11 protein-coding genes and 1 tRNA gene are annotated in these 20,626 nt (G+C 61.3%); 7 read left to right on the forward strand and 5 right to left on the reverse strand.

The window, feature by feature from the left end; translation table 11 throughout:
• Position 1: 1 nt before the first annotated feature.
• The 4 genes from Q8R81_RS06365 to Q8R81_RS06380 are packed head-to-tail and all read right to left on the reverse strand — an operon-like array spanning position 2 to position 9,063.
• Positions 2-3,406 carry a cellulose biosynthesis protein BcsC gene (locus Q8R81_RS06365; RefSeq protein ID WP_305616605.1) on the reverse strand — a complete coding sequence of 1,135 codons (3,405 nt, stop codon included), beginning with the start codon at positions 3,404-3,406 and terminating at the stop codon, positions 2-4.
• Positions 3,390-7,796 carry a UDP-forming cellulose synthase catalytic subunit gene (gene bcsA, locus Q8R81_RS06370; RefSeq protein WP_305616606.1) on the reverse strand — a complete coding sequence of 1,469 codons (4,407 nt, stop codon included), beginning with the start codon at positions 7,794-7,796 and terminating at the stop codon, positions 3,390-3,392. Before bcsA ends, Q8R81_RS06365 begins: the two co-directional genes overlap by 17 nt.
• A complete protein-coding gene (locus tag Q8R81_RS06375) occupies positions 7,793-8,521 on the reverse strand; it encodes a cellulose synthase operon protein YhjQ/BcsQ (protein WP_305616607.1) in 729 nt (242 codons plus the stop codon). Before Q8R81_RS06375 ends, bcsA begins: the two co-directional genes overlap by 4 nt.
• Positions 8,521-9,063: a hypothetical protein gene (locus Q8R81_RS06380; RefSeq protein WP_305616608.1), complete on the reverse strand. Its 543-nt coding sequence runs from the start codon at positions 9,061-9,063 to the stop codon at positions 8,521-8,523. Before Q8R81_RS06380 ends, Q8R81_RS06375 begins: the two co-directional genes overlap by 1 nt.
• A gap of 141 nt (positions 9,064-9,204) precedes the next feature.
• Between Q8R81_RS06380 and Q8R81_RS06385 the strand changes: the two genes are divergently transcribed.
• Together Q8R81_RS06385 and Q8R81_RS06390 are read left to right on the forward strand one after the other, a co-directional pair.
• Positions 9,205-9,281, forward strand: a tRNA-Met gene (locus tag Q8R81_RS06385).
• Positions 9,282-9,471: 190 nt separating this feature from the next.
• A complete protein-coding gene (locus Q8R81_RS06390) occupies positions 9,472-10,797 on the forward strand; it encodes an integrase arm-type DNA-binding domain-containing protein (protein ID WP_082657688.1) in 1,326 nt (441 codons plus the stop codon).
• Positions 10,798-11,016: 219 nt separating this feature from the next.
• Here Q8R81_RS06390 and Q8R81_RS06395 read toward each other — a convergent pair whose 3' ends face one another.
• Positions 11,017-11,724, reverse strand: coding sequence for a TetR/AcrR family transcriptional regulator (locus Q8R81_RS06395; RefSeq protein WP_058454906.1), 708 nt, complete (start codon positions 11,722-11,724; stop codon positions 11,017-11,019).
• A 122-nt stretch (positions 11,725-11,846) separates the two neighbouring features.
• Here Q8R81_RS06395 and Q8R81_RS06400 point away from each other — a divergent pair, with 122 nt between their 5' ends.
• From Q8R81_RS06400 to Q8R81_RS06420, 5 genes are all read left to right on the forward strand, one after another.
• On the forward strand, positions 11,847-13,265 hold the full coding sequence (locus Q8R81_RS06400; protein ID WP_058454905.1) for an amidohydrolase family protein: 1,419 nt from the start codon (positions 11,847-11,849) through the stop codon (positions 13,263-13,265).
• Between the two features lie 25 nt (positions 13,266-13,290).
• Positions 13,291-15,654: a TonB-dependent receptor gene (locus Q8R81_RS06405; protein WP_231726127.1), complete on the forward strand. Its 2,364-nt coding sequence runs from the start codon at positions 13,291-13,293 to the stop codon at positions 15,652-15,654.
• Between the two features lie 16 nt (positions 15,655-15,670).
• Positions 15,671-16,462, forward strand: coding sequence for a cyclase family protein (locus Q8R81_RS06410; protein ID WP_011415055.1), 792 nt, complete (start codon positions 15,671-15,673; stop codon positions 16,460-16,462).
• Between the two features lie 13 nt (positions 16,463-16,475).
• Entirely contained in the window at positions 16,476-17,405 is a 930-nt protein-coding gene (locus tag Q8R81_RS06415) for a 3-keto-5-aminohexanoate cleavage protein (RefSeq protein ID WP_011415056.1), read from the forward strand.
• Between the two features lie 543 nt (positions 17,406-17,948).
• The gene (locus tag Q8R81_RS06420) at positions 17,949-20,558 is read left to right on the forward strand and encodes a TonB-dependent receptor (protein ID WP_305616609.1); all 2,610 of its coding nucleotides are present in this window, start codon (positions 17,949-17,951) and stop codon (positions 20,556-20,558) included.
• Positions 20,559-20,626 lie beyond the last annotated feature (68 nt).

Genomic DNA, 20,626 nt, shown 5'->3' on the forward strand with positions numbered 1-20,626 from the left:
ATCACCGGGTTCCTCCAATGGCTTGCCGAATTCCGATCAGCGAGCGGAATTCCTCGTATTGTCCGAAGCTTGTGAACGAAACGTTGCCGCCGACCTGTGTATTTGGCGAAACCTTGTAATAGACCTCACCCCCTGCCGAAATGGCAAAGCCGGTGCGGCTCAGGCTGTCGTAACGCGCCCTCACATCGGTGTTGAGATCCTTCAGCGCATCGAGATTGGCCTGCAACGCCGGATCGGTGGGATAGAGCGCAGTTTCGTCCTGACTGAAGCTCTGGAAGCCGGGAGTCAGGTTGGCTTTGATATCCAGCGTTTCGCTTTCCATCGTGTAGTTGATCGGGAAGCCGATGGACAGGAAGCTTTGCGGGCTGAAATAGCCGCCGTGGCCATAAGTGAAGTAGTTCTGGTTGTTGTCGTAGGTCTGGTAGTTGGCGTTGATTCCGCCGGTCAATTGCGAGCGCTGGCCCTTGATCAGGCGCAGATAGCCGCCGACGTTTGCCTCAATCCCGCGATTGTTGCGCACGTTGGTGCCACGGTATTGGTTGTAGGCAACCTCGCCATATACGCCGCTGCCATTGCGATCATACGAAAAGCCTGCGCCGCCGCCGGTGCGCATGACCTGGCCCCAGCGTTCACCTGACACCGGATCGCGAGTGCCTGCGTAGGAGACGATGGAATCGGTCACCGGCTTGCGCTCAGCCCACGCTTTTGCTTGCATGCCGGGGGCGAGTTCGGGTGTGATGGCAGCGCGGAAAGTGGCCTTGGTTTCACCCATGCCGAGCGGCGTGGTGCCGCCTTCGACCTGCACGGTGCTATCGGCATAGCCGAGCGTGAAGGCCACGCCTGAGGATTGCTGCGTCTGCGCCGGTTCCAGCACGGCCCGCTCTTCATCGACGATGGCCTGCGCTTCGGCGGTAGCGTTCTGGCCAAAGCGCGACAGGCCCGAGCCGGTGGGGCGGCCGGAATCGATCACCACGGCTTCGGCACGGGCGCGCACGCGGCCCCCGGCAAGACCGGTTGAGAATTCGGCGGTGCCTTTCAGTTCGCTCAGCGCGCTGAGGCCGGTTTCGCCCTTGCGGCTGCGATAGCCGGTCTGGAGATCGGCGCGCGGGCGGGAATCCTCGCTCAAAGTTTCGATATCGGACGCGATGGAGGCGAGGACCGGATCAGCGGAACCATAGGCCATGTCGGGCGAAGGTGCGGTTGGCGCGGGCATGCCGAATGAACCTGCCGGAACACCGCCCCAGCCCGATGGGGCCTGCATGGCAACGGATGGCACGGGTGTGGTCGGTGATGCAGCGGCATATCCCTGCGGTGCGTAGGCGGGACTGCTCAAACCGCCGCTGACAGGGGCCGAAGGCAGGCGCGTGCCGTTGCCCAGCGCAAACGGATTGACCGCTGCGGGAGTGGGGGCTGCATAAGCCTGCGCGCGGAAGGGATTGCTGTCAGCCGTTCCGGGCATGGCGGCGAAAGGGTTGGCTCCCGGCGCGATGGCGGTGGAGCCGCCGTTCTGGCGGGCGTAGAGTTCACGCGCTTCCTTGAGCAGGCGCAGCGCCGCACCTTTGTCACCCCGGTCCTGCGCGACGCGGGCAAGGGTGAGGTGAACCTGATAGTCGTCCGGGTAGGCGTTCAAGGCGCGGTCGGCGGCTTGCTTTGACAGATCGCGGTCACCGGCTGCCTGTGCTGTTTGGGCAAGGCCAAGCAAAGCCTCGCGGTTGCGGGCTTCTCGCACGAGCACGAGTTGATAGGATTGCGCGGCGCGGGCGGGCATGCCGCCGCTTTGATAGAGACGGGCGAGGGCTGAGAGCACTTCGGCATTTTCGGGCGCTGCGTTCCATGCACCCTGAAGCAGATCGAACGCGGGGGCGAACTGGCCTGCAAGACGCATCCGGTCAGCCTGCGCGATGGCAAGGCCCGCCGACATGCGGCCGACTTCACGCTGTGCATCGGGTGACGAACCACCCAGCGCGGATGCCTTTTGCAGCGCGGCGCGGGCAAGATCATCGCGCCCGGTGGCTGCCAGAACGCGCACCAGCGCATCGTATCCGCCAAGATCGGCAATATCACTGTCGAGTGCGGACTGCGCAAGGCTGGCGGCGGTTGCCTCGTCGCCCAGTTCATAGAGTGCGCCTGCCACTTCGGCACGGCGGGCGGCGGGCACCGCGGGCTGGCTGGCAATCTGGCGCAGGGCCGAGATGGCACCGGCTTTCTGCCCGGTTTCGGCAAGGGCCTTGGCGCGGGAGATGGCCGCCTCGATCTTGATGGAGAGGGCAAAGTTGCGCATCGCCGGGCTGCGGCGGCTTTCGGGCACCCGCTCTACCAAAGCAGAGGCGGCAAGCAGGTTGCCCAGATCCTTGTTGATCAGCGCGGCGGCATAGGTCGCGTCGGGATCGGCCGATTGCGAAAGCGAGGCCACCAGCGATTCCGCTTCGGCGCGGCGTCCGCGACCAATCATGAAGCGGGCGAATTCATAGCGGATCCACGGATCGTTGCGATCAACCATCAGGCCGCCCTGAAATTCCTGTTCGGCGGCATAGTCGTCTCCGCGGGCCATAGCGGCAAGCGCGCGCCCACGCGCGGCGCGGCTGGCGAGGCGAGCTTCATCGGCCCCGCCACCAGCGCTGGCCTGCCGGTAGAGATCAGCCGAATCGGCAAAGCGACCCTGCTTTTCATAGATCTGTGCCAGCAGTTCGAGCGCGGGCTGCGGGTCGGCATAGCCAAGGCGCACCGTGTCTTCGGCAATGGCCTGTGCCTTGTCGAGATAGCCCCGGTCGAGGGCTTCACGCGCGTCCTCGATCCCGCCAAAGAAGCGGGCGGACGACAGGGCATCGGCCCACCGCTCTGCGTCGGGGAGGCGTGAGGCGCGTTCGAGCAGATCGCGCGCATCGGCAAAACGGCTTTGCCGCAGGCGCACGATGCCGAGGCCGCCCAGTGCATCACCATCGTTGCGATTGGTGGCAAGCGCGCGTTCGAAGCGGGTGGAGGCGGTGGCAAGATCGCCGGAATCGAGCGCGGAGAACCCGGCCACGCGGGCGGTTCCGGCAGTTGCGGCGGCGGGGCGCACAGGTGCCTTGCGCGGGGCAGGTGCGGCCTTTGCGACGGGCTGAGTTGCCTTTGGTGCGGGAGCGGGGGCGCGGGCGGGAGTGGACGCCGGAGCAGCGGCGGGTTTGGGCCGTGCAGGTGCGGCTTCCTTTGCCGTCGGATCGATTGCCCGCGCGCGGCGCAAGGCTTGGTCTGCGAGGTCATTGCGGCCCTTGCCGCGCCAATAGGTTGCTTGATCCAGCAGCGCCTTAACCGCCGGGGTTTCTGCCAGCGCAACCGACGGAATTGCCACGCCGGCCAGCAGCGCGGCGACAAGTCCGAGCCGGACCGAGCTTTGCATCAGGCGCATCTCAGGCGTCCTTTTCATCATTGGTCGCAAGCCGCGCCTTGGCTTGACGGCTGAAGAACAGATAGGCCGGGCCGGTCAGCAACAGAGCCAGCAGCAGCGTGGACATCGCCATCAGCAGCGGACGTTTGCTGAACCAGTAGGCCACCTTCATCCACACGGGCAGCGAGCCGACCCAATAAGTCGGCCCGACCGCGTAGCTGGCCATGCCATCGCCTGAGGTGACCGACAGATCGCCTTGAATCTGGGCGTTGATCTTTGGATCGGCCAGGCCATCGACCAGCAGCGGCAACTGGCGCACATCATCGGCCAGCAAGGCGACGACGGTGCGGTCCTTGGCATAGGGTGAGCGAAAGCTGGCAATGCCGGAAAAGGCGCGCGCGCTCTGCACGATGGCGGCGACCTCTTCAGGATCGGCCTGATCGCGGTTGCTCAACAGCGCGCCAACATATTGCAGCGGTGAGCGCTGGGCGACCTTAAGCCCGCCGCTTTCATAGCGGACGGGGGCATTTGCGAAGAACTGTTCAGCCCCGGCAAGCGATGAATTGCCGATCACCAGAATGTCCTGATCAGCAAGGCGCGAAGGTTCGATCCGGTCGGTTACGGTCACGCCGGTGGCGGCAGCGCCGGTGGTATCGCCAAAGCGTCCCATCAGCCCGAGAAACGCCTCGACCGATGCGGCAGAAGGCGCGCCGGACATTATCACCGTGGTTTCAGCAAGATCGGGGCGGACGGTGAAGGGGTAGCCAGCGCCCGCGAACGGGGCGAGGTCTGGCATTTCGATGCCGTGGTAGGCGTCGGTCAGATCGATAACCGATTGGGGCAGGACCGATACGCGCACGTTATCGGGCAGCATGCCGGTGCATTTCTGCTTGTTCGCCACGATCAGGTTGTAATCGAAGACGATCTCGTTCTGGCCGAACAGGGCATAGCGGGGCAGGACCACGCTTTGGTTGCTGTCATGGCTGGCCGCACCTTCCGTACCGAACAGGCCGGACCACCAGTTGCCCGACAGCGGCAGGGTCTTGAGATACTGGCCGTTCAGCGAGACATCGAGGCGCGAGGCATCGCGATCAAGCCAGTTGGCGACGGGATAGCGATAGCGCAGGTCGATCTCGCCACCCTGACGGGGCCAGAAGAACAGGTCGGGCGCAACGCGGAAGCGCGCGGTAAGCGGACCCGGGGGCAGGCCCATCCCTTGCAGAGCAAAGGGCTCCACCAGTTCGCCAAGGCGGATCGGGCGGTCGGTCGTAAGCCAGCGCGGTGCGCCATAGCGCGGCCATGTAGGAATGCGCGCGCCGTCAAAGCTCATGCGAGTGCCGCCGAACACACCTTTGCCTGTAGCGATGGCGCTGGCAGCAAGGCGCAGTTCGGCATTGTCGCGGCCCATGATAACCAGCAGGGTGCCGGTATTGTCACGCGGGTTGGCAATTACCGCAGCCGACGGGCCGGTGATGGAAAGGCCAAGTTCGGGCATTGCGCCGTTGCGGTTGAGGAAGACCACCGCGTTGCCCATTGGGATATCACCGAACGCAGGCTTGAACGCGAAGCCGCGATAGCTGGCGAGGCTGCCGAGCCACGAGGCAATGGGTGCGGCAGCTTCCAGCTCTCCGGCGCGGGGCTGGGCTGCGAAGACGAACGGCACCTTGAGCGCTGAATTGACGCCCTTGTCAAAGAACGGGGCAGGCAGGCGGGAAAGGTCTGGCCGCAAAGGCAGATGCTGTGTGGTGAGATCGAGCCACGAACGGGTGTTGCTGATATTGGCCCAGAGCAGGCTGCTGAACGGGTCTTCGCAATCACGCGCGTAATGGCCGATCAGGCGCAGGTTTAGCTGGTTGTCGCCGGGCAGGAACAGCGCCGGGTTGACCGGCACGGTGATGACTTGGCCGCCCGAGTTTTCCGCACGCAGCGGCACAATCTGCGCCACTTCGCCATTGACGATTACGACGAGCTGGCTGCTGTCACCCAACAGGGCAGGGGACCACGCCGCCTGCAGCGTGATGGAGGCCGCGCTGACGACCTGATCCTGACGCAGGCCGAAGGGTATGCTGATTTCACCGCGCGTACCCTGCAGGCGGATCGCGTTGCGGATGCGCAAATCCTTGAAGGTCAGGCGTTCAGCGGTGAGGGCGGTGGTTGGCGTGGGTGCGGTGGCTACTGCCGGGGCTGCTGCCGGAGCGGCGCGGACCGTGCCGGGCAGCAGGGCATATCCTGCGGTTGCCAGCGCGAACGCCAGACCGGCGGCCTTGGCGAGCGGCGCAGCAGCAAAGTTGCGCTTCGTTTCTGCAACTGCCTTGGCATTTGCGGCATCTTCTGCCTTGAACGCGCGGCGTTCAGCAAAATTGAGCCGCAGTGCGCGTTTGACGGTCATGGCGTCGATCACGATGATGTCCTGAAGCGAACGCAGCCCGGCGACGCGCTCTGGCGGGGCGGTGCGCTGCCATTCGTCGGCCCGGCCCATGATGGCGCGCACCAGTTGGCGTGCAGCGATGTTTTCCAGCGGCAGGAACTTGACCGAGACGAACCCGTCGCGGCGACGCACCTGATCCACGCGGATCGCAAGGTTTTCCGATCCGGTGGATAGGATGATGTGGGTTACAGGCACATCGAGCGGAGCAACGCCGGTGGGCAGATCTACCGCTGCCCCACCCATCGAGATGTCTGTCGTCTCGCCCTTGGCAACGTGGCCGGAGGCGAAGTGGACGGTGACTGGCAAGCGGGCCTGAAGGCGGATTTCCTGCCGCGCCTGCCGTGTTTCACGCGCCACGGACACGGCGGCTAGCAGAAGGATGAGGCTGAAACCTGCCCATGCCAGATTGAGGGCGAGAGTATCAAGCTGCACGTTGAAGTATTGCGGGAAGAACAGATACTTGGAGATGGCGAGCAGCATTCCGCCGACCAGCAGGCCAACCGTGATCAGGTGCGGCTTGACGATGGCCCAATCGAAATAGGTCCGATCGAGCAAACCGCCCTTGTCGGTCACGTTGAACTTGCCCTTGCGCGGCTGGAACCACGTGATGACGGTGGGGGCGACAAGGTGGAAGGCGAGGATGGTCTCGTAGATTTCGCCCCAGAACGGGCGACGCCAGCCAACTTGCTGCCGTTCAGACGCAACTTGCGAGCAGAACAGATGCGGCAGGGCATAGGCGAAGATCAGCGAGGCAGAAGCCTGAATGATGTTCTGGCCGAAGATCAGGTAGGCGAGCGGGCTGGTGAGGAACACGATGCGCGGCAGCGGAAACTGGAAGTGCAGCATGGCATTGAGGTAGCAAAGCCGTTGCTGCCACTTCAGGCCCTTGCCCAGCAGCGGATTGTCGATGCGCATGATCTGCGTCATCCCGCGCGCCCAGCGGATGCGCTGACCGATGTGGACGACTAGGCGTTCTGTGGCGAGGCCAGCTGACAGGCGCGCCGAGATATAGGCGGTGTTCCAGCCCATGCGCTGAAGTTTCAGCGCAGTATGGGCGTCTTCGGTCACCGTTTCGCCTGCAAAGCCGTTGGTCTGCATCAGCGCTTCACGGCGGATGACAGCGCACGATCCGCAGAAGAATGTGGCGTTCCACAGATCGTTGCCGTCCTGCACGGGGTTGTAGAACAGGTCGCCTTCGCCGGGCATATCGCGCACCGGGGCCAGATTGCGCTGCACCGGATCGGGCGAATAGAAGAAGTGCGGCGTCTGCATCAGCGCCAGTTTGGCGTCCTTCTGGAACCAGCCCAGCGTCAACTGCAGGAACGAGCGCGTGGGCACGTGGTCGCAGTCAAAAATCGCGATCAGCTCGCCGTCGGTCTTCTTCATCGCGGCGTTGAGATTGCCGGCCTTGGCGTGAAGGTTGTTGTCGCGCGTGATGTATCCGCAGCCTGCTTCGCGAGCGAAGGCGCGGAATTCTGGGCGGCGGCCATCGTCGAGGATGTAGACGTGGAAACGATCCGCCGGGTAATCCATGTCCATCGCCGCGTAGACCGTGTTGCGAACGATATCGAGGCTCTCGTTATAGGTGGGAACATAGACGTCGACCGTCGGCCACCGGTGCGGTTCGCCTTCGATCTCTACCGGCGGGCGTTCAAGCGGCCAGCTTGTTTGCAGGAAGCCCAGAAGCAGGAGCACCCATGCGTAAAGCTCTGCCAGATAAAGCCCGCTGCCGAACAGAAATTCGGGAAGGGTGTTGAACTGCAGCGTCTGCGTGGTGCGCCAGAACATATAGCGCGAGGACGTGAGGATCGCGAGGATGCCCAGCGTAAGCGCTGCCTTGCGAGAGCCGCGACGCGAAAGGATCATGGTGCCGACAACCGTGCCGCCTGCCATCAACCATTGCTGCTGCAGATCAAGCGGAACGCCGATCACGACTGCGGCCGCAAAAATCAGGGCGCCGAGGGCAAGCCACGGCGCAAGCTTTTGATAATAGCGGGTCATGCAGCGTTGCTTCTCGATGGCCGAATGCCGGTTGCCTCGACCGGCAGGGACGGGGCGGCAAGCAGTGCGATCCTGCCCGCGATTGCCCCAATATCGGCAAGGGCGGCGCTCGCAGGGGAATGGCGTGCGAGCGGTTGCATCATCGCGCCGGCTTCTGCGACCGCCTCATCGGCATGGATGGTGGCGATCAGCCGGGGACCAAGAAGCTCGCGCACGAAGCTGGCAGTGTGCCGCCCAAGCCGCCGGGTGTCGTCGCAACGGTTAAGGACGAAGACAGTCTCGGCAGGCAGGCTGTCGAGCGCGGCAGGCAAATGATAGAGGCACTCAGCCGAGGGCACGAGAACGCAGATTTCGAGATCGGCATGAGGCCGCAGTTGCACCGCTGCGCCGGGATCGGCTCCTGACAGGTCGGCAATGTGGACCACTTCGCCAGTGAAGCTGAAATCACCGCTCGACAGCCCCTCGCCCAGATCCTTGCTTACTGCCTGTGGGGCGGCATTGAGGAGGCGCACGCCGTGGATCGGTCCAGTCGCAGCAGCGGGTGCATCGAAGCCAGGCACGGGTTGGCGCGGATCAAGTCCGAAATGCAGGCCAAGCGTGCTGGCCTGCGAAAGATCAAGCACCACAGTGGAGTGCCCGCCGGAAGCGATAGTCATGGCGAGGTTTGCTGCGATGCTGGTTACTCCAACACCGCCACGCAGGCCGGAAATCATAACCAGAGCCATCAGATCAATCCCGTCTTTGCCGCTGACGATATCCGCGCAAGCAGGCCGCGCACGTCACCGCCCGGGTTTTCGGCACGTGCAGAGTCGTCGCTGCGATACTTGCCGGACAGCACCGACCCTATCGATGGCGCTTGCGAATCCGATTGAGGAAGGCCGATGGATGAATTGTTTGCGCTGTTTTCAAATACGCGCGGATCACGGATGACAGCTTCGAAGACGGGCCAGGTCTCAAGTTCCGAAAAACGATCGGAAAATTCTTTGTACTTGAACTGGCTCCGGCCCATTCGATCGAGCAACGTCTTTACATCGGTGCGCATTTGCCTGCCTCCGGACACGATTTCGCCAAGCTCGTCCTTCAGGATGTCTTTCGGATGCAGCACGGCCAAGTCCTTAGTAAATTCACGTAATTCCTCGCAGGGAATGGTAAACATGAAGATAATGAAGGAAAATTTATCCAGTAAAATCATTGAGTCACGGTTTTGGGGCCGCGCGCCGGTCTCTGGCTGTTGATCGACAAGGCGCGTGAACCGTTGATGCGCCATAACGTGCGTTGGCAGGCGAGGGGGTGATTGGCAGGAGCGGGCAAAAAAAGCCCGCTTACCCAGTTGACCATGTGCCCCGGCAAGGTTAGAGGCGCGCCCTACCGAACGGACAGCTGCCAGGCTTGGCACTGACCGAAACGGGGCGGAGTAGCTCAGCTGGTTAGAGCAGCGGAATCATAATCCGCGTGTCGGGGGTTCGAGTCCCTCCTCCGCTACCATCCCGGATTGTCCACCGGTGGCCCACTGAGGCCACTGGCAGACATTTTTCGAGGAAAATCAAATATTTTTCGCGTCCCGTTGCGTACGCCGGCGTCCCGGTGCGACCCGCTGCGGCCACCCACGGCGATTTGGATTGGGGGTATTTTGGGGGTATTTTTCGGCTGTCCCCAAAACAGGCGATACCCCCAGATGGCTTTGAAAGAACTTGAGGTCAAATACGCCACCAAGCGGCAGCGCCCCTACAAGCTGTCCGATGGAGAAGGCCTGCACCTGCTCGTCCAGCCGAACGGATCGAAGCTCTGGCGCCTGAAATACCGCTTCGACGGCAAGGAAAAACTGCTGAGCTTCGGCAAATATCCGACCGTCACGCTGGCGATCGCCCGCGAGAAGCGGACCGAAGCCAAGCGGCTGCTCGATCAGGGTGAGGACCCCGCCGAGGCCAGGAAGCGGGCGAAGAAGCAGAGGGCCGCGCTCAAGCTGTTCGAAGAGATTGCGCGGGCCTGGCACGCCAATCGTATTGAAGGGCTGGACTCGGCCCATGCCCTGCGCGTCATCAACCGGATGGAGCGCGACGTCTTTCCGGTCATCGGGAAGCGTCCGATCACGGAAATCGACCCGCCCGAGATTCTCGAGATGATCCGCGCGGTCGAAGCGCGCGGCGCCCTCGATATCGCCCGTCGCCTCAAGCAGAACGTCAGCCAGATCTATCGCTTCGCGATCGCGAGCGGCTGGGCGACCATCGATCCGACGCTCGGCCTCAACGATGCGCTCAAGCCCAAGCCGCCCGTCAGGCACATGGCGCGCGTGCCGCTCGCGGAGTTTCCGAAGCTGGTGCGGGCGATCTTCGCCTATGACGGCGAGGACACGCCGCGCCGCCGCGAGATCACCCGTGACGCGCTGCTGTTCACCTTGCTCACATGGGTCCGAACCAGCGAAACCCGCTTCGCGGCCAGGGACGAGTTCGAGGATCTCTATGGACCGAACCCGCTATGGCGTCTGTCGCCGGAGCGCATGAAGATGGAACGTGAGCATCTTGTTCCGCTGTCCCGCCAGGCCGCAATGATCGTTCAGCGCCGCTTGCAGGCGACGAACGATGCGTTCCTCTTTCCCGGAGCCAAGCCTGGAAAGCCTATTTCCGAGAACACCATGATCTATGCCTGCTACCGCATGGGCTATCTTGGCCGGCAGACGGTGCATGGGTTTCGGGGGCTCGGCTCGACCTGGGCGAACGAAGCCGAACGCTACAAGCCCGACTGGATCGAGATGGCGCTCGCCCACGAGGATGAGGACGAAGTGCGCGGCGCCTATAACAGCGCGCTCTATCTCACCCCGCGAAGGCGGATGCTGCAAGATTGGGCCGACGTGATCGACGCGGCAACCGCAGTGTCGGATGTCGAGAAGGATCCTATCGAGTTCTCACAGCTCACGGGCTGTTCTGCGCCCATCCAGCGCTTGCCGCCGAGCGACCGGAGACAGCCGTATTGGCAGCGCCCTCGTTGGGCGGCTTCGCGATAAGCGTCACGGCTCGGAACCGCTGATTAAGAGCGCGGCTTTCCACCATAATTATTATAAACGTCAGTTACTTAGATGCATCCGTGAATAGTGGGACTGAACAATAAGAAGCAGTATCGTATCATATCCTACCATGCCCTACGTCACAAATTCACCTACGTCGGAAGAGCGCCCTCATGGCGGACATTCGTTCAATCAAGCAGGCAATCACGGTGAGCGGCATCAACCATCGAGCTTGCCAATGCCCTGTACCCTAAGACACGATAACAATCCCCCCACGCAAAAGTCCTCCATGGCCTTCAGGGTCACCGAGATGTTCCGTGAAGAAAGTCGCCCACCCGACATGTGATCGATCCGGCGATTGTCGGCGAATGTGTACAGCGTACAGCTCAGAATAAACTGATAGGCCTGCAAGGCATCATCGCGCGATGACTTTGGTTTGATAGATATCATCGCCTCGACATATCGGCGAGATATTTCATCAAATAGCGGTGCAACTATTTCGTCCATCCAGAGTTGCACGCCTGCTATCTGTGAGATGAGGCGACAATAATTCATCCACCCCGGCTCACCGGATTCAAAACGGCTCAAGAGGGGGCCGTAAAATGCGCGGATGAGAAGTCGAGCCGATGCTTCCGGGCGATCTGGATCGAGGTCCAGCTCCGCAAGCCTTCGCAGCCGCTCTTCGTTCAACCACGCGCTGCGGCGTTCTATGACTTCCGTGAACAGCGCTTCCTTGGTTCCAAAATGATAATTCACAGCGGCGAGCCGTGTGGACGCTGCATCCGTTATTTCTCGCACCGAAACGCCGAAATAGCCCCGGTCCGCGAACAGCGACTCGGCGGCGTCCAGGATCTGCTCGCGCAGATCCGGTCGTTCCGTTTGCGGCTTGGAGATTGCCTTTTTTGGCTTAATATCTGGTAATTTCAATCATCTTCTCCCCCAAAAGCGCCCCGAATTGACATGTGAGTGGAACGTTCGTATCACTCGATCAAGGACGCGCAGCCTACGCTGGCTTCCGTCACAAAAATAGATGGTAGGGGAACGAAACTGTGAGACCGATCCTGATCCGTAACGGCTATGTCATCACCGGCGATCCTGCGATCGGCGACGTGCCCAGTGGGGATGTTTTGATCGTGAACGGACGCATCGCTGAGATCGGTCAAAACCTTCACCATGATGAGGCAGAGGAGATCGACGCGACCGGCACGATTGTAATGCCAGGCATGGTCGATACGCATCGGCATACTTGGCAGACTCAGCTACGCGCGATTTGCGCCGACATGAGCCTCATGCAGTATATGCGCTGCATCCGCTTCAACATCTCGCCCGTCTATACGCCAGAAGATGTCTATGTGGGCAATTATATCGGCGCCCTAGAAGCTCTGAACGCCGGGATCACGACGCTCTATGACTTCTCACATACGTCGCACAGTCCGGAACATGCCGATGAGGCCATCCGCGGCCTGCGGGACGCCCGGATTGCTGGCCTCTATGCCTACGGCTTCTATCCAGCACCGGTCGACCGGCCTTATTTTACGAGCGTCGACCAACGCATCGCCGATGCGGAACGGATAAGGACGCAGCATTTTTCGTCGGACGATCAGCGGCTGGGCATGGCGGTCGCGATCACCGAGGTCGGGATGTATCCGTTCGATTCGACGCGTAAGGAGATCATGACAGGCCGCCGACTTGGCGTGCAGCAAACAATTCACACGAACTGTTTCTGGGGCTCCGCTTTTTGCAGCGGTATAGAGGAACTCGCGGCGGCCGGACTCCTTGGACCCGACCAGGTCCATGTGCATTGCAATTCCGTGACAGACAACGAACTTCGCCTGCTCGCCGATAATGGCGCCAAGGTTTCATGCACGCCCGATACGGAACTGCAGATGGGCATGGGCCACCCCTTGATCGGCCGCGCCCACGATGTCGGCATCAAGCCTACACTTGGGGCCGACGTTATCTCCTGCAACGGTGGCGACCTACTCACGCAGGCACGCCTCGGTCTTCAAGACGCGCGCGTCCTGGCCAACGATCCGGTCAATGCGCAAGGTCGGATGCCTGAGGATATCCCATTCAAGGTACGTGACGCGATCGCGTGGATGACGATCAACGGCGCGGAAGCGATGGGTCTTGATCATCGCACGGGATCGCTCACGCCGGGCAAGGATGGCGATATCGTTCTCATCGCGCCCAACGACTTCAACCTCATGCCGCTGAACGACATGGTGGGCGCGGTCGTGCTGCAGGCTAACGTTTCCAACATCGATACGGTGGTCCTGCGCGGCGAGGTCGTGAAGCGCCACGGTCGCTTGACTGGCGTCGACTTCAAGCAGTTGCTCCGCATGGCGGAGGGCTCGCGCGAGCGGATCATGGAGCAGGCCCTGCGTCGCGGTCCGCTCGTTCCGCCGCCCAACACCACGGCAATGGCAGAGATGGAGGAGACCGCGCGCCAGAACCTGGCCGCATAGCGGGGTAGGAAACCAAAGGCGCCGCATGAACCGCGTCGGCGTCCAACGAGGAGGGGATTACGAAATGGATAAGCTTTGGCCGCGCGCCGCGCGGATCGGACTTCTTTTGCCTGCGGTCGTTGGCACAAGCGCTTACGCACAGACTGAGCCGGCTTCATCGGCTGCGAGCACTCCGCAGCCGGAGGCCGTATCGACGCCCGCCGCACAGGATCAGGGCGCCGGTCTTCAGGACATCATCGTGACTGCGCAGAAGCGCAGCGAGTCGGTGCAGAAAATTCCTCTCGCGGTGACGGCCCTATCCGGCAATGACCTCGCGAAGGCGGGCATCAACAGCATCGAGGGTCTGCAGGCCGCCGTCCCCAATCTCAACCTCGGCCAGCAGCTCGGCGTCGCGAGAATCTCGCTGCGCGGCATCGGCCTCGACAACCTCAGCACCGGCGCCGAGGGAAGTATCGCTTTCCACCTCAACAGCGCGTTCATTTCGCGCGGCGCCGCAGCGCTCAGCGCATTCTACGACGTCGATCGCGTGGAAGTTCTGCGCGGGCCACAGGGCACGCTCTATGGCCGCAACGCGACCGGCGGCTCAATCAACCTCATAACGCGCCAGCCCACCGACACGTTTTCGGGTTATGGCGATGTCACGGTCGGCAACTATGGTCGTTTGGCGTTCGACGGCGCCGTCAGCGGCCCGATTGTCTCTGATAAAGTGCTCGCGCGGATCGCTTTCTCGACGGACGACCGCAACGGCTATGGCCGAAACATCACGACCGGCACTAGGATCGACGACACCAATGCCCGTTCGATCCGTGGTACGCTGAAGCTTTTACCCGCCGACGATCTCACCATCACTCTGATCGCCGACTATCATCGAGAAAATGACAACGCGAACGGCTATCATTATTTCGGACCCGCGGGCCAGACTGCCAGCGGCCAGACAATCACACCTTTCGGCATTCAGTTCGGCGGCGTCACCGCAAGCAATCCGCGCGATATCGCAAACGAAGCCGATCCGTTCAACCGGCGCACGATCTGGGGTGTCAGCAGCGAGATTGCATATCGATTCGGCGGCGTCACAGCCAAGTCGATCACGGCCTATCGCAGCACGAAATACATTACCGGATCGGACCTCGATTCCACCAGTTTTCGTCTCGCGCCGATCTTCCAGAACGAAGACGACAAACAGTTCAGCCAGGAGTTTCAGCTCTCGTCCGAATCCGACCGGTTCCGATGGCTGCTGGGGGCATTTTATTTCCACGAAAATGACGCCGGCGCGATCATCATTCCCTACAATGATATTGGCTTCGGCGGTCCCGGCGTCATCCGCCAGGGCTATTATGCCGGCGGGCGTCTCGAGACTGATGCCGGCGCCATCTTCGGGCAAGCGACCTACAATCTGACCCCGGAGATTCACCTCGTCGTCGGTGGCCGTTACAGCATCGAGCGAAAAGGCATTTCCGAACAGCTTCAGTTCGACCTCGCGCGACCCTATTCGCCCGCCAATCCCGTCGCGCCGCTCGCCCAGTGCGGAGCCGATATCCCATCGGTCCCGACCTGCCAACCGCACAAGACCTTCCGATCCTTCACGCCGAAAGTGGCGCTCGAGTATCAAATCACGCCCGACGCTTTGCTCTACGCCTCGGTTTCGCGAGGCTTCAAAAGCGGCACCTACAATGTCGGCGGCGTGCAGCCGCCCGTGAAGCCGGAGAAGGTCACGGCCTATGAAGGGGGCCTGAAATCGGAATTCCTCGATCGGCGGCTCCGCATAAATCTTGCCGGCTTTTATTATGATTACAAGGATCTCCAGGTCGGCAAGGTGGTCAACGCGTCACTCGCGCTGGAGAATGCGGCGACAGCGACGATCTACGGTGCCGAGCTCGAGTTGCGCGCGCGCCCCACGCCCGACTTAGAACTGGGTCTGACCGGCTCCTATCTCAACGCCAAGTTCGACAGTTTCATCAGTATCGATCCCGCGCGACCCGGAGGTGACGGGCGCACCGTCGACCCGGCGACCGGCGCACCGGCTTTCAACAACGCCGGCAACCGCCTGCCGCAAGCCCCCAAATGGACGGTCGACGCCATGGCACAATATACCGTGCGCTCGGACCATGGATCCTTTGCCCTTCGCGGAGAGGTCTTGTGGGTCGATAAGGTCTATTTCAGTGCCTTCAACGTTCCGCAGGTGTCGCAGCCGGCAAAGACCAAGCTCAATGCCTCGCTGATCTACACCGATCCGGGCGATCGCTGGAGCGTGACCGTCTACGGCAAGAATCTCGCCAACAAGACGTACATCTCAAACGCCTTTGTCAGCTCCAGCATCGTGGGATTTGGCGTCAACGGCTTCCTCGAGGAGCCGCGAACCTATGGCGTGACCATCGGGTATAAGTTCTAGCCGGGAATATATTCTCATGATCACGATTCCCACCGCCGAGTCCATCATCGACATTTCGATGCCCATCGAGAATGATATCGTATCGGATCCGGCGGCCTTTCGTCCACGGGTCCGATATTTCGGGCACGATGATACACGAGAACAGATGCTGGCCTTCTTCCCCGGAATGACGGCCAGCGACCTGCCCGATGGCGAGGCCTGGGCGATCGAGCATGTCGAGCTGATCACGCACAACGGCACGCATCTCGACGCACCTTACCATTTTCATTCGACGATGGATGGGGGCAAGCGGGCGATCACGATCGACGAGGTTCCGCTCCACTGGTGCTGCCAACCAGGCGTCAAGCTCGATTTCCGGCATTTCCCCGATGGCTATGTGGTGACCGCCGAGGATGTTCGGGCTGAACTCGATCGGATCGGCGTCAAGCTCAGCCCGCTGACCATCGTGGTCATCAACACGCGGGCCGGTTCGGCCTACGGCACGGATGACTATGTCAACGCGGGGTGTGGAATGGGCCGCGAAGCCACGCTTCACCTGCTTGAGCGCGGTGTCCGGGTGACAGGGACCGATGCATGGTCATGGGACGCGCCGTTCACTTACACGGCGCAGAAATATGCCGAAACCGGGAATGCCGACCTGATCTGGGAGGGGCACAAAGCGGGTCGGGAAATCGGCTATTGCCATCTGGAGAAGCTGCATAATCTCGAAGCGCTTCCATCCTCCGGATTCACCGTGATGTGTTTCCCGACCAAGATCAAAGGCGCTTCGGCAGGCTGGACCCGCGCGGTCGCCGTCCTCGACGATTGAATGGAGTCTGGCCATGAGCAACAAGGTCATCATCAGCTGCGCGGTGACGGGATCGGCGCACACGCCGACGATGTCGGACGCGCTCCCGGTCACGCCCGAGGAGATCGCCGAGCAGTCGATCGCCGCCGCCGAAGCGGGCGCGGCGATCCTGCATCTCCATGCCCGCATCCCCGAGGACGGTAGGCCGACCGGCGATCCCGAGGTCTATGCCCGCTTCCTGCCCGTGATCCGGCAGCGCACCGACGCCGTCATCAACATCACGACGGGCGGTGCGGCCACCATGCCGGTCGCCGAGCGCCTCGCCGCCTCTGCGCGTTTCAAGCCCGAGCTTTGCTCGCTCAACATGGGCTCGCTCAATTTCGCCTTCTTCCCCGCCGCGAAGCGCATCGCCGACTGGAAATACGCGTGGGAGAAGGACTATGTCACCGGCTCCGACGACTATATCTTCCGCAACACCTTCCGCGATATCGAGACGATCCTCACGACGATGGCGGAGGCGGGTACCAAATTTGAGCATGAATGCTATGACGTCGGCCATCTCTACAATCTCGCCCATTTCGTCGATCGCGGCCTGGTGAAGCCACCCTTCTTCGTCCAGATGATCTTCGGCATATTGGGCGGCATCGGTGCCGATCTCGAAAATCTTCATTATATGAAGGAAACCGCCGATCGCCTCTTCGGACGCGGCAATTACCGCTGGTCGGTGCTCGCCGCGGGTAGGCACCAGATGCCCTTTCTGACGCAGGCGGCGTTGCTCGGCGGCTATGTCCGCGTCGGGCTCGAGGACAGCCTTTTCATCGAACGCGGCGTCCTTGCGGCTTCGAATGCCCAGCAGGTCGAGAAGATCAAGCGCATCCTCGCCGAAATGGGTCACGAACCCGCGAGCCCCGCCGAAGCGAGGGAAATCCTCGGTCTCAAGGGCAGTGACCGCGTCGCCTTCTGAGCCGTGCACAGGAAGCAAGCGAATGAGGGCTTCGGTCATCGACCGATTCGGCCGTCCAGACACGGCCCTTTGGCGTGCCTGAGAATCCGTATCGCCAGATGAATTCGTACCTCATCTTCATGATCCAACAACGGCACAATGCACAGCCCGTATACGCGGATGTCGACGGGGCTGCTTTCAAGGCGCGCTGTCGCCGCTCACGGCGACAGAGATGGTGCATTCACGGTCACCCGAATAGCTGATTTCCTTTGCTACTCGGCAAGGGAAAACCGTTGGCACCGCCGATTACACCGATACACCGTTTGGAAAAGCTGGATTGGAACGCCTCGCGCGCGCGCATCCGTCCCGCTGGGCGCGCTCAGCGTGACTATTCCAATGAAGTGTATGGGGTCATTTGCTCCGCCACGAGACGTCGCCGGTGCAGGCTCAACAATCCTCAATCAATGAGTGGAAGGAATAGTTCGCCAACAAATTGAATTGGACGATGAGCCCCAAGGCGCGGCAAATGGCGCCACATCAAAAAATGCCGTGGGGAGGACAGTCATGGTCACAGCCTTTAGGACAAATTTGCTTTGTGCCACCGCGCTATCGATCGCGTGTGCGCTTGCAGTGCCGGCACATGCCCAGGACGCTGCATCGCAGGGCGAAAAGCCCGAGGCGCAGGAAGGTGGCCTTGAGACAATCGTCGTCACGGCGCAGAAGCGCGAACAGAATTTGCAGGATGTTCCGGCCGCCGTTTCCGCCATAGGCGGCGAGACGCTGCGCACGCGCGGCATCACGGAGACCTCAGACTTGATGGGCGCGATCCCCAGCCTGCAAGTCACCACTCCCTATGGTCGCACCCAACCGAATTTCTCGCTGCGCGGGATTTCAGTGGCGAACGAATTTTCCGCCTCCACTGCGTCGCCGGTTGGCGTCTATGTCGATGAAGTCTATCAGAGCTTCCGGGCGAGCCATGGCCTGCAACTCTATGACATCGACCGGGTCGAGGTACTGCGCGGACCGCAAGGAACACTCTACGGTCGCAACACCACGGGTGGCGCGATCAGCTTCTTCACGCGCAAGCCGGATCTGGGAGAGGCCAATGGCTATCTGACCGCCGGCTATGCCAATTACGACACTTTCACGGTGCAGGGCGCCGCTGAAGCGACGCTGGTTCCCGACATCTTGGGCGTCCGCGTCGCCGGTACTTTTGCAAAAGGGGATGGTTGGCAGCGCAATGTACTGCCTGGGAATGAGCGCGACCTAGGGACCACCGATACGATCGGCGGTCGCATCTCGATCCGCTTCCGGCCCGATCCCGATCTCGACATCAATTTGAAGCTCTATGCCGCGAAGGACGATCCATGGGGCACCGCGCCCTATGCAGGTGGTCAACTCGCGGGCGGGCAGGATGCGCTCGGCTATTCGCGTTACGATCCGCAACCTTTCCTAGGCGGGCGGTTGCTGCGTGACAATGAGGTCGCAGTTGATCGGGTAGGTAAGAACATCAGCAAGTCGAAAGGGATAGCCCTCAACATCAAATGGGATGTCAGCGACCAATTCTCCGTCACCTCGATTACCGGCTACGACACCGGCGACTATATCAACAATCCTGATGATTGCGATGGCGGCCCAGCCGATCTCTGCTCGATCGGCCTCACGTCGACGAGCAAGAATTTCAACCAGGATCTGCGTTTCAGCTATTCGAACGACCGCCTCGATATCATTGCCGGCCTTTATTATGGCAGGGACAAGGTCAAGTCGGTCAACTACCCGGACTTTTTCGGGGCGCTGAGGCCGCTGCTGCTTGGCGCCGGTCTTCCGGGCAGCTACAATAACGCCGCAATCGGAACGCCCGACGCGATCCGCTATATCCCAGCCTTTGCCGCCAATCCGGCGTTGGGGCCTGGCGATGCCGGATTCTGCGACGCGATCGAGATCAATCCCAACGGCTTCCTTGATGCACGCTCGCTGATTGCACTCCAGACCGACATCGCGATCAATAATACGGGCAATGGCGGCATGGGGGGTAGCTTTTCGGCGGGCTGCGCCGGGGCAGGCGCGCCTCCGTTCACCCCGATCCTCGGCGAACAGCGTTTTGACGTGTCGCGCCCCTCGAAGGCGATCTACGGCGACGTAACCTGGAAAACGACCGAGCGGCTGACCGTGGCGGTGGGTGCACGCTACACCCAGGATAAGGTCAATTACCTTAACGGCAGCACTTTCCTCTATGCGCTCGACGGTACGACGCCGGTTGTCAACCTGATCCCCTACAGCAATCCATACAACCCCAATCTCGCGCCGCTTGAGCAGCGCGAAAAGGCAAACAGGCTAACCGGCCGTATCAATGTCAGCTATGAGTTCGCCGATGATATCATGGGCTATCTCCAGTACAGTCGCGGTTACCGCAGCGGCAGCTTCAACGGGCTTGCCTATCAGGGCGTCAATCAAGTCTATTATATCCAGCCTGAAAAGGTGAATGCATATGAGGCGGGGCTCAAAACCCGGCTGTTCGATCGCCGCGTCCAACTTAACCTCGCGGGCTTCTACTACGAGTATTCGAATCACCAAGTAACGCAGGTGGTTGGCGCTACAACCTTCACGCGCAGCGCCAATGGTCGCCTGTTCGGTGGCGAGGCCGAACTCGCCTGGCAGGTGGCCGATACGTTGCGTTTCGATGCTTCGCTGGGCTATCTCAACAGCAAGTACAAAGGCAATGTGATCGATCCGGCAAACCCGGCAAGCCCGACATTGAACGTCAACGGCAATCCCTTCCCGAACGCGCCGGAGGTTACGTTCCAGGCCGGATTCGACTGGGATATGATCGATGACGGCACCAACAAGCTGACCTTGCGCGGTGATGCGTCCTACATGGGCAAGTACTATTTTGATCCGTTCAAGAATTATGGGCAGACACCGTGCGATACACCCCCAGCGGGATCGAACATAACGCTCGCGGGTAAGGCGATTACATGCGCAAATCCGGGCTACTGGCTCGCCAATGCGCGATTAACCTATGCGCACGACAATATGTCGGTTAGCTTGTGGGCGAAGAATCTGTTCGACAAATATTACTACACCTACGGCCTCAACATGAACGTGTTCGGCTACGATTATCTGAACCGCGGCATGCCGCGCACTTATGGCGTCGAAGCGACAGTCAAGTTCTGATCGCTGCTGCGACGGGGGCGGCGGGCATCCTCTCCCGCCCGCTGCCCCCGATTTTTCGACCTGACTTT

Origin of the sequence: Novosphingobium sp. (assembly GCF_030696665.1) — a bacterium.
In the GTDB taxonomy this organism is placed as follows: Bacteria; Pseudomonadota; Alphaproteobacteria; order Sphingomonadales; family Sphingomonadaceae; genus Novosphingobium.

Coding starts and splice junctions, on each gene's coding strand:
- Q8R81_RS06365 (WP_305616605.1), bottom strand. CDS start 3,406: ATGAAAAGGACGCCTGAGATGCGCCTGATGCAAAGCTCGGTCCGGCTC.
- bcsA (WP_305616606.1), bottom strand. CDS start 7,796: ATGACCCGCTATTATCAAAAGCTTGCGCCGTGGCTTGCCCTCGGCGCC.
- Q8R81_RS06375 (WP_305616607.1), bottom strand. CDS start 8,521: ATGGCTCTGGTTATGATTTCCGGCCTGCGTGGCGGTGTTGGAGTAACC.
- Q8R81_RS06380 (WP_305616608.1), bottom strand. CDS start 9,063: ATGGCGCATCAACGGTTCACGCGCCTTGTCGATCAACAGCCAGAGACC.
- Q8R81_RS06390 (WP_082657688.1), top strand. CDS start 9,472: ATGGCTTTGAAAGAACTTGAGGTCAAATACGCCACCAAGCGGCAGCGC.
- Q8R81_RS06405 (WP_231726127.1), top strand. CDS start 13,291: ATGAACCGCGTCGGCGTCCAACGAGGAGGGGATTACGAAATGGATAAG.
- Q8R81_RS06410 (WP_011415055.1), top strand. CDS start 15,671: ATGATCACGATTCCCACCGCCGAGTCCATCATCGACATTTCGATGCCC.
- Q8R81_RS06415 (WP_011415056.1), top strand. CDS start 16,476: ATGAGCAACAAGGTCATCATCAGCTGCGCGGTGACGGGATCGGCGCAC.
- Q8R81_RS06420 (WP_305616609.1), top strand. CDS start 17,949: ATGGTCACAGCCTTTAGGACAAATTTGCTTTGTGCCACCGCGCTATCG.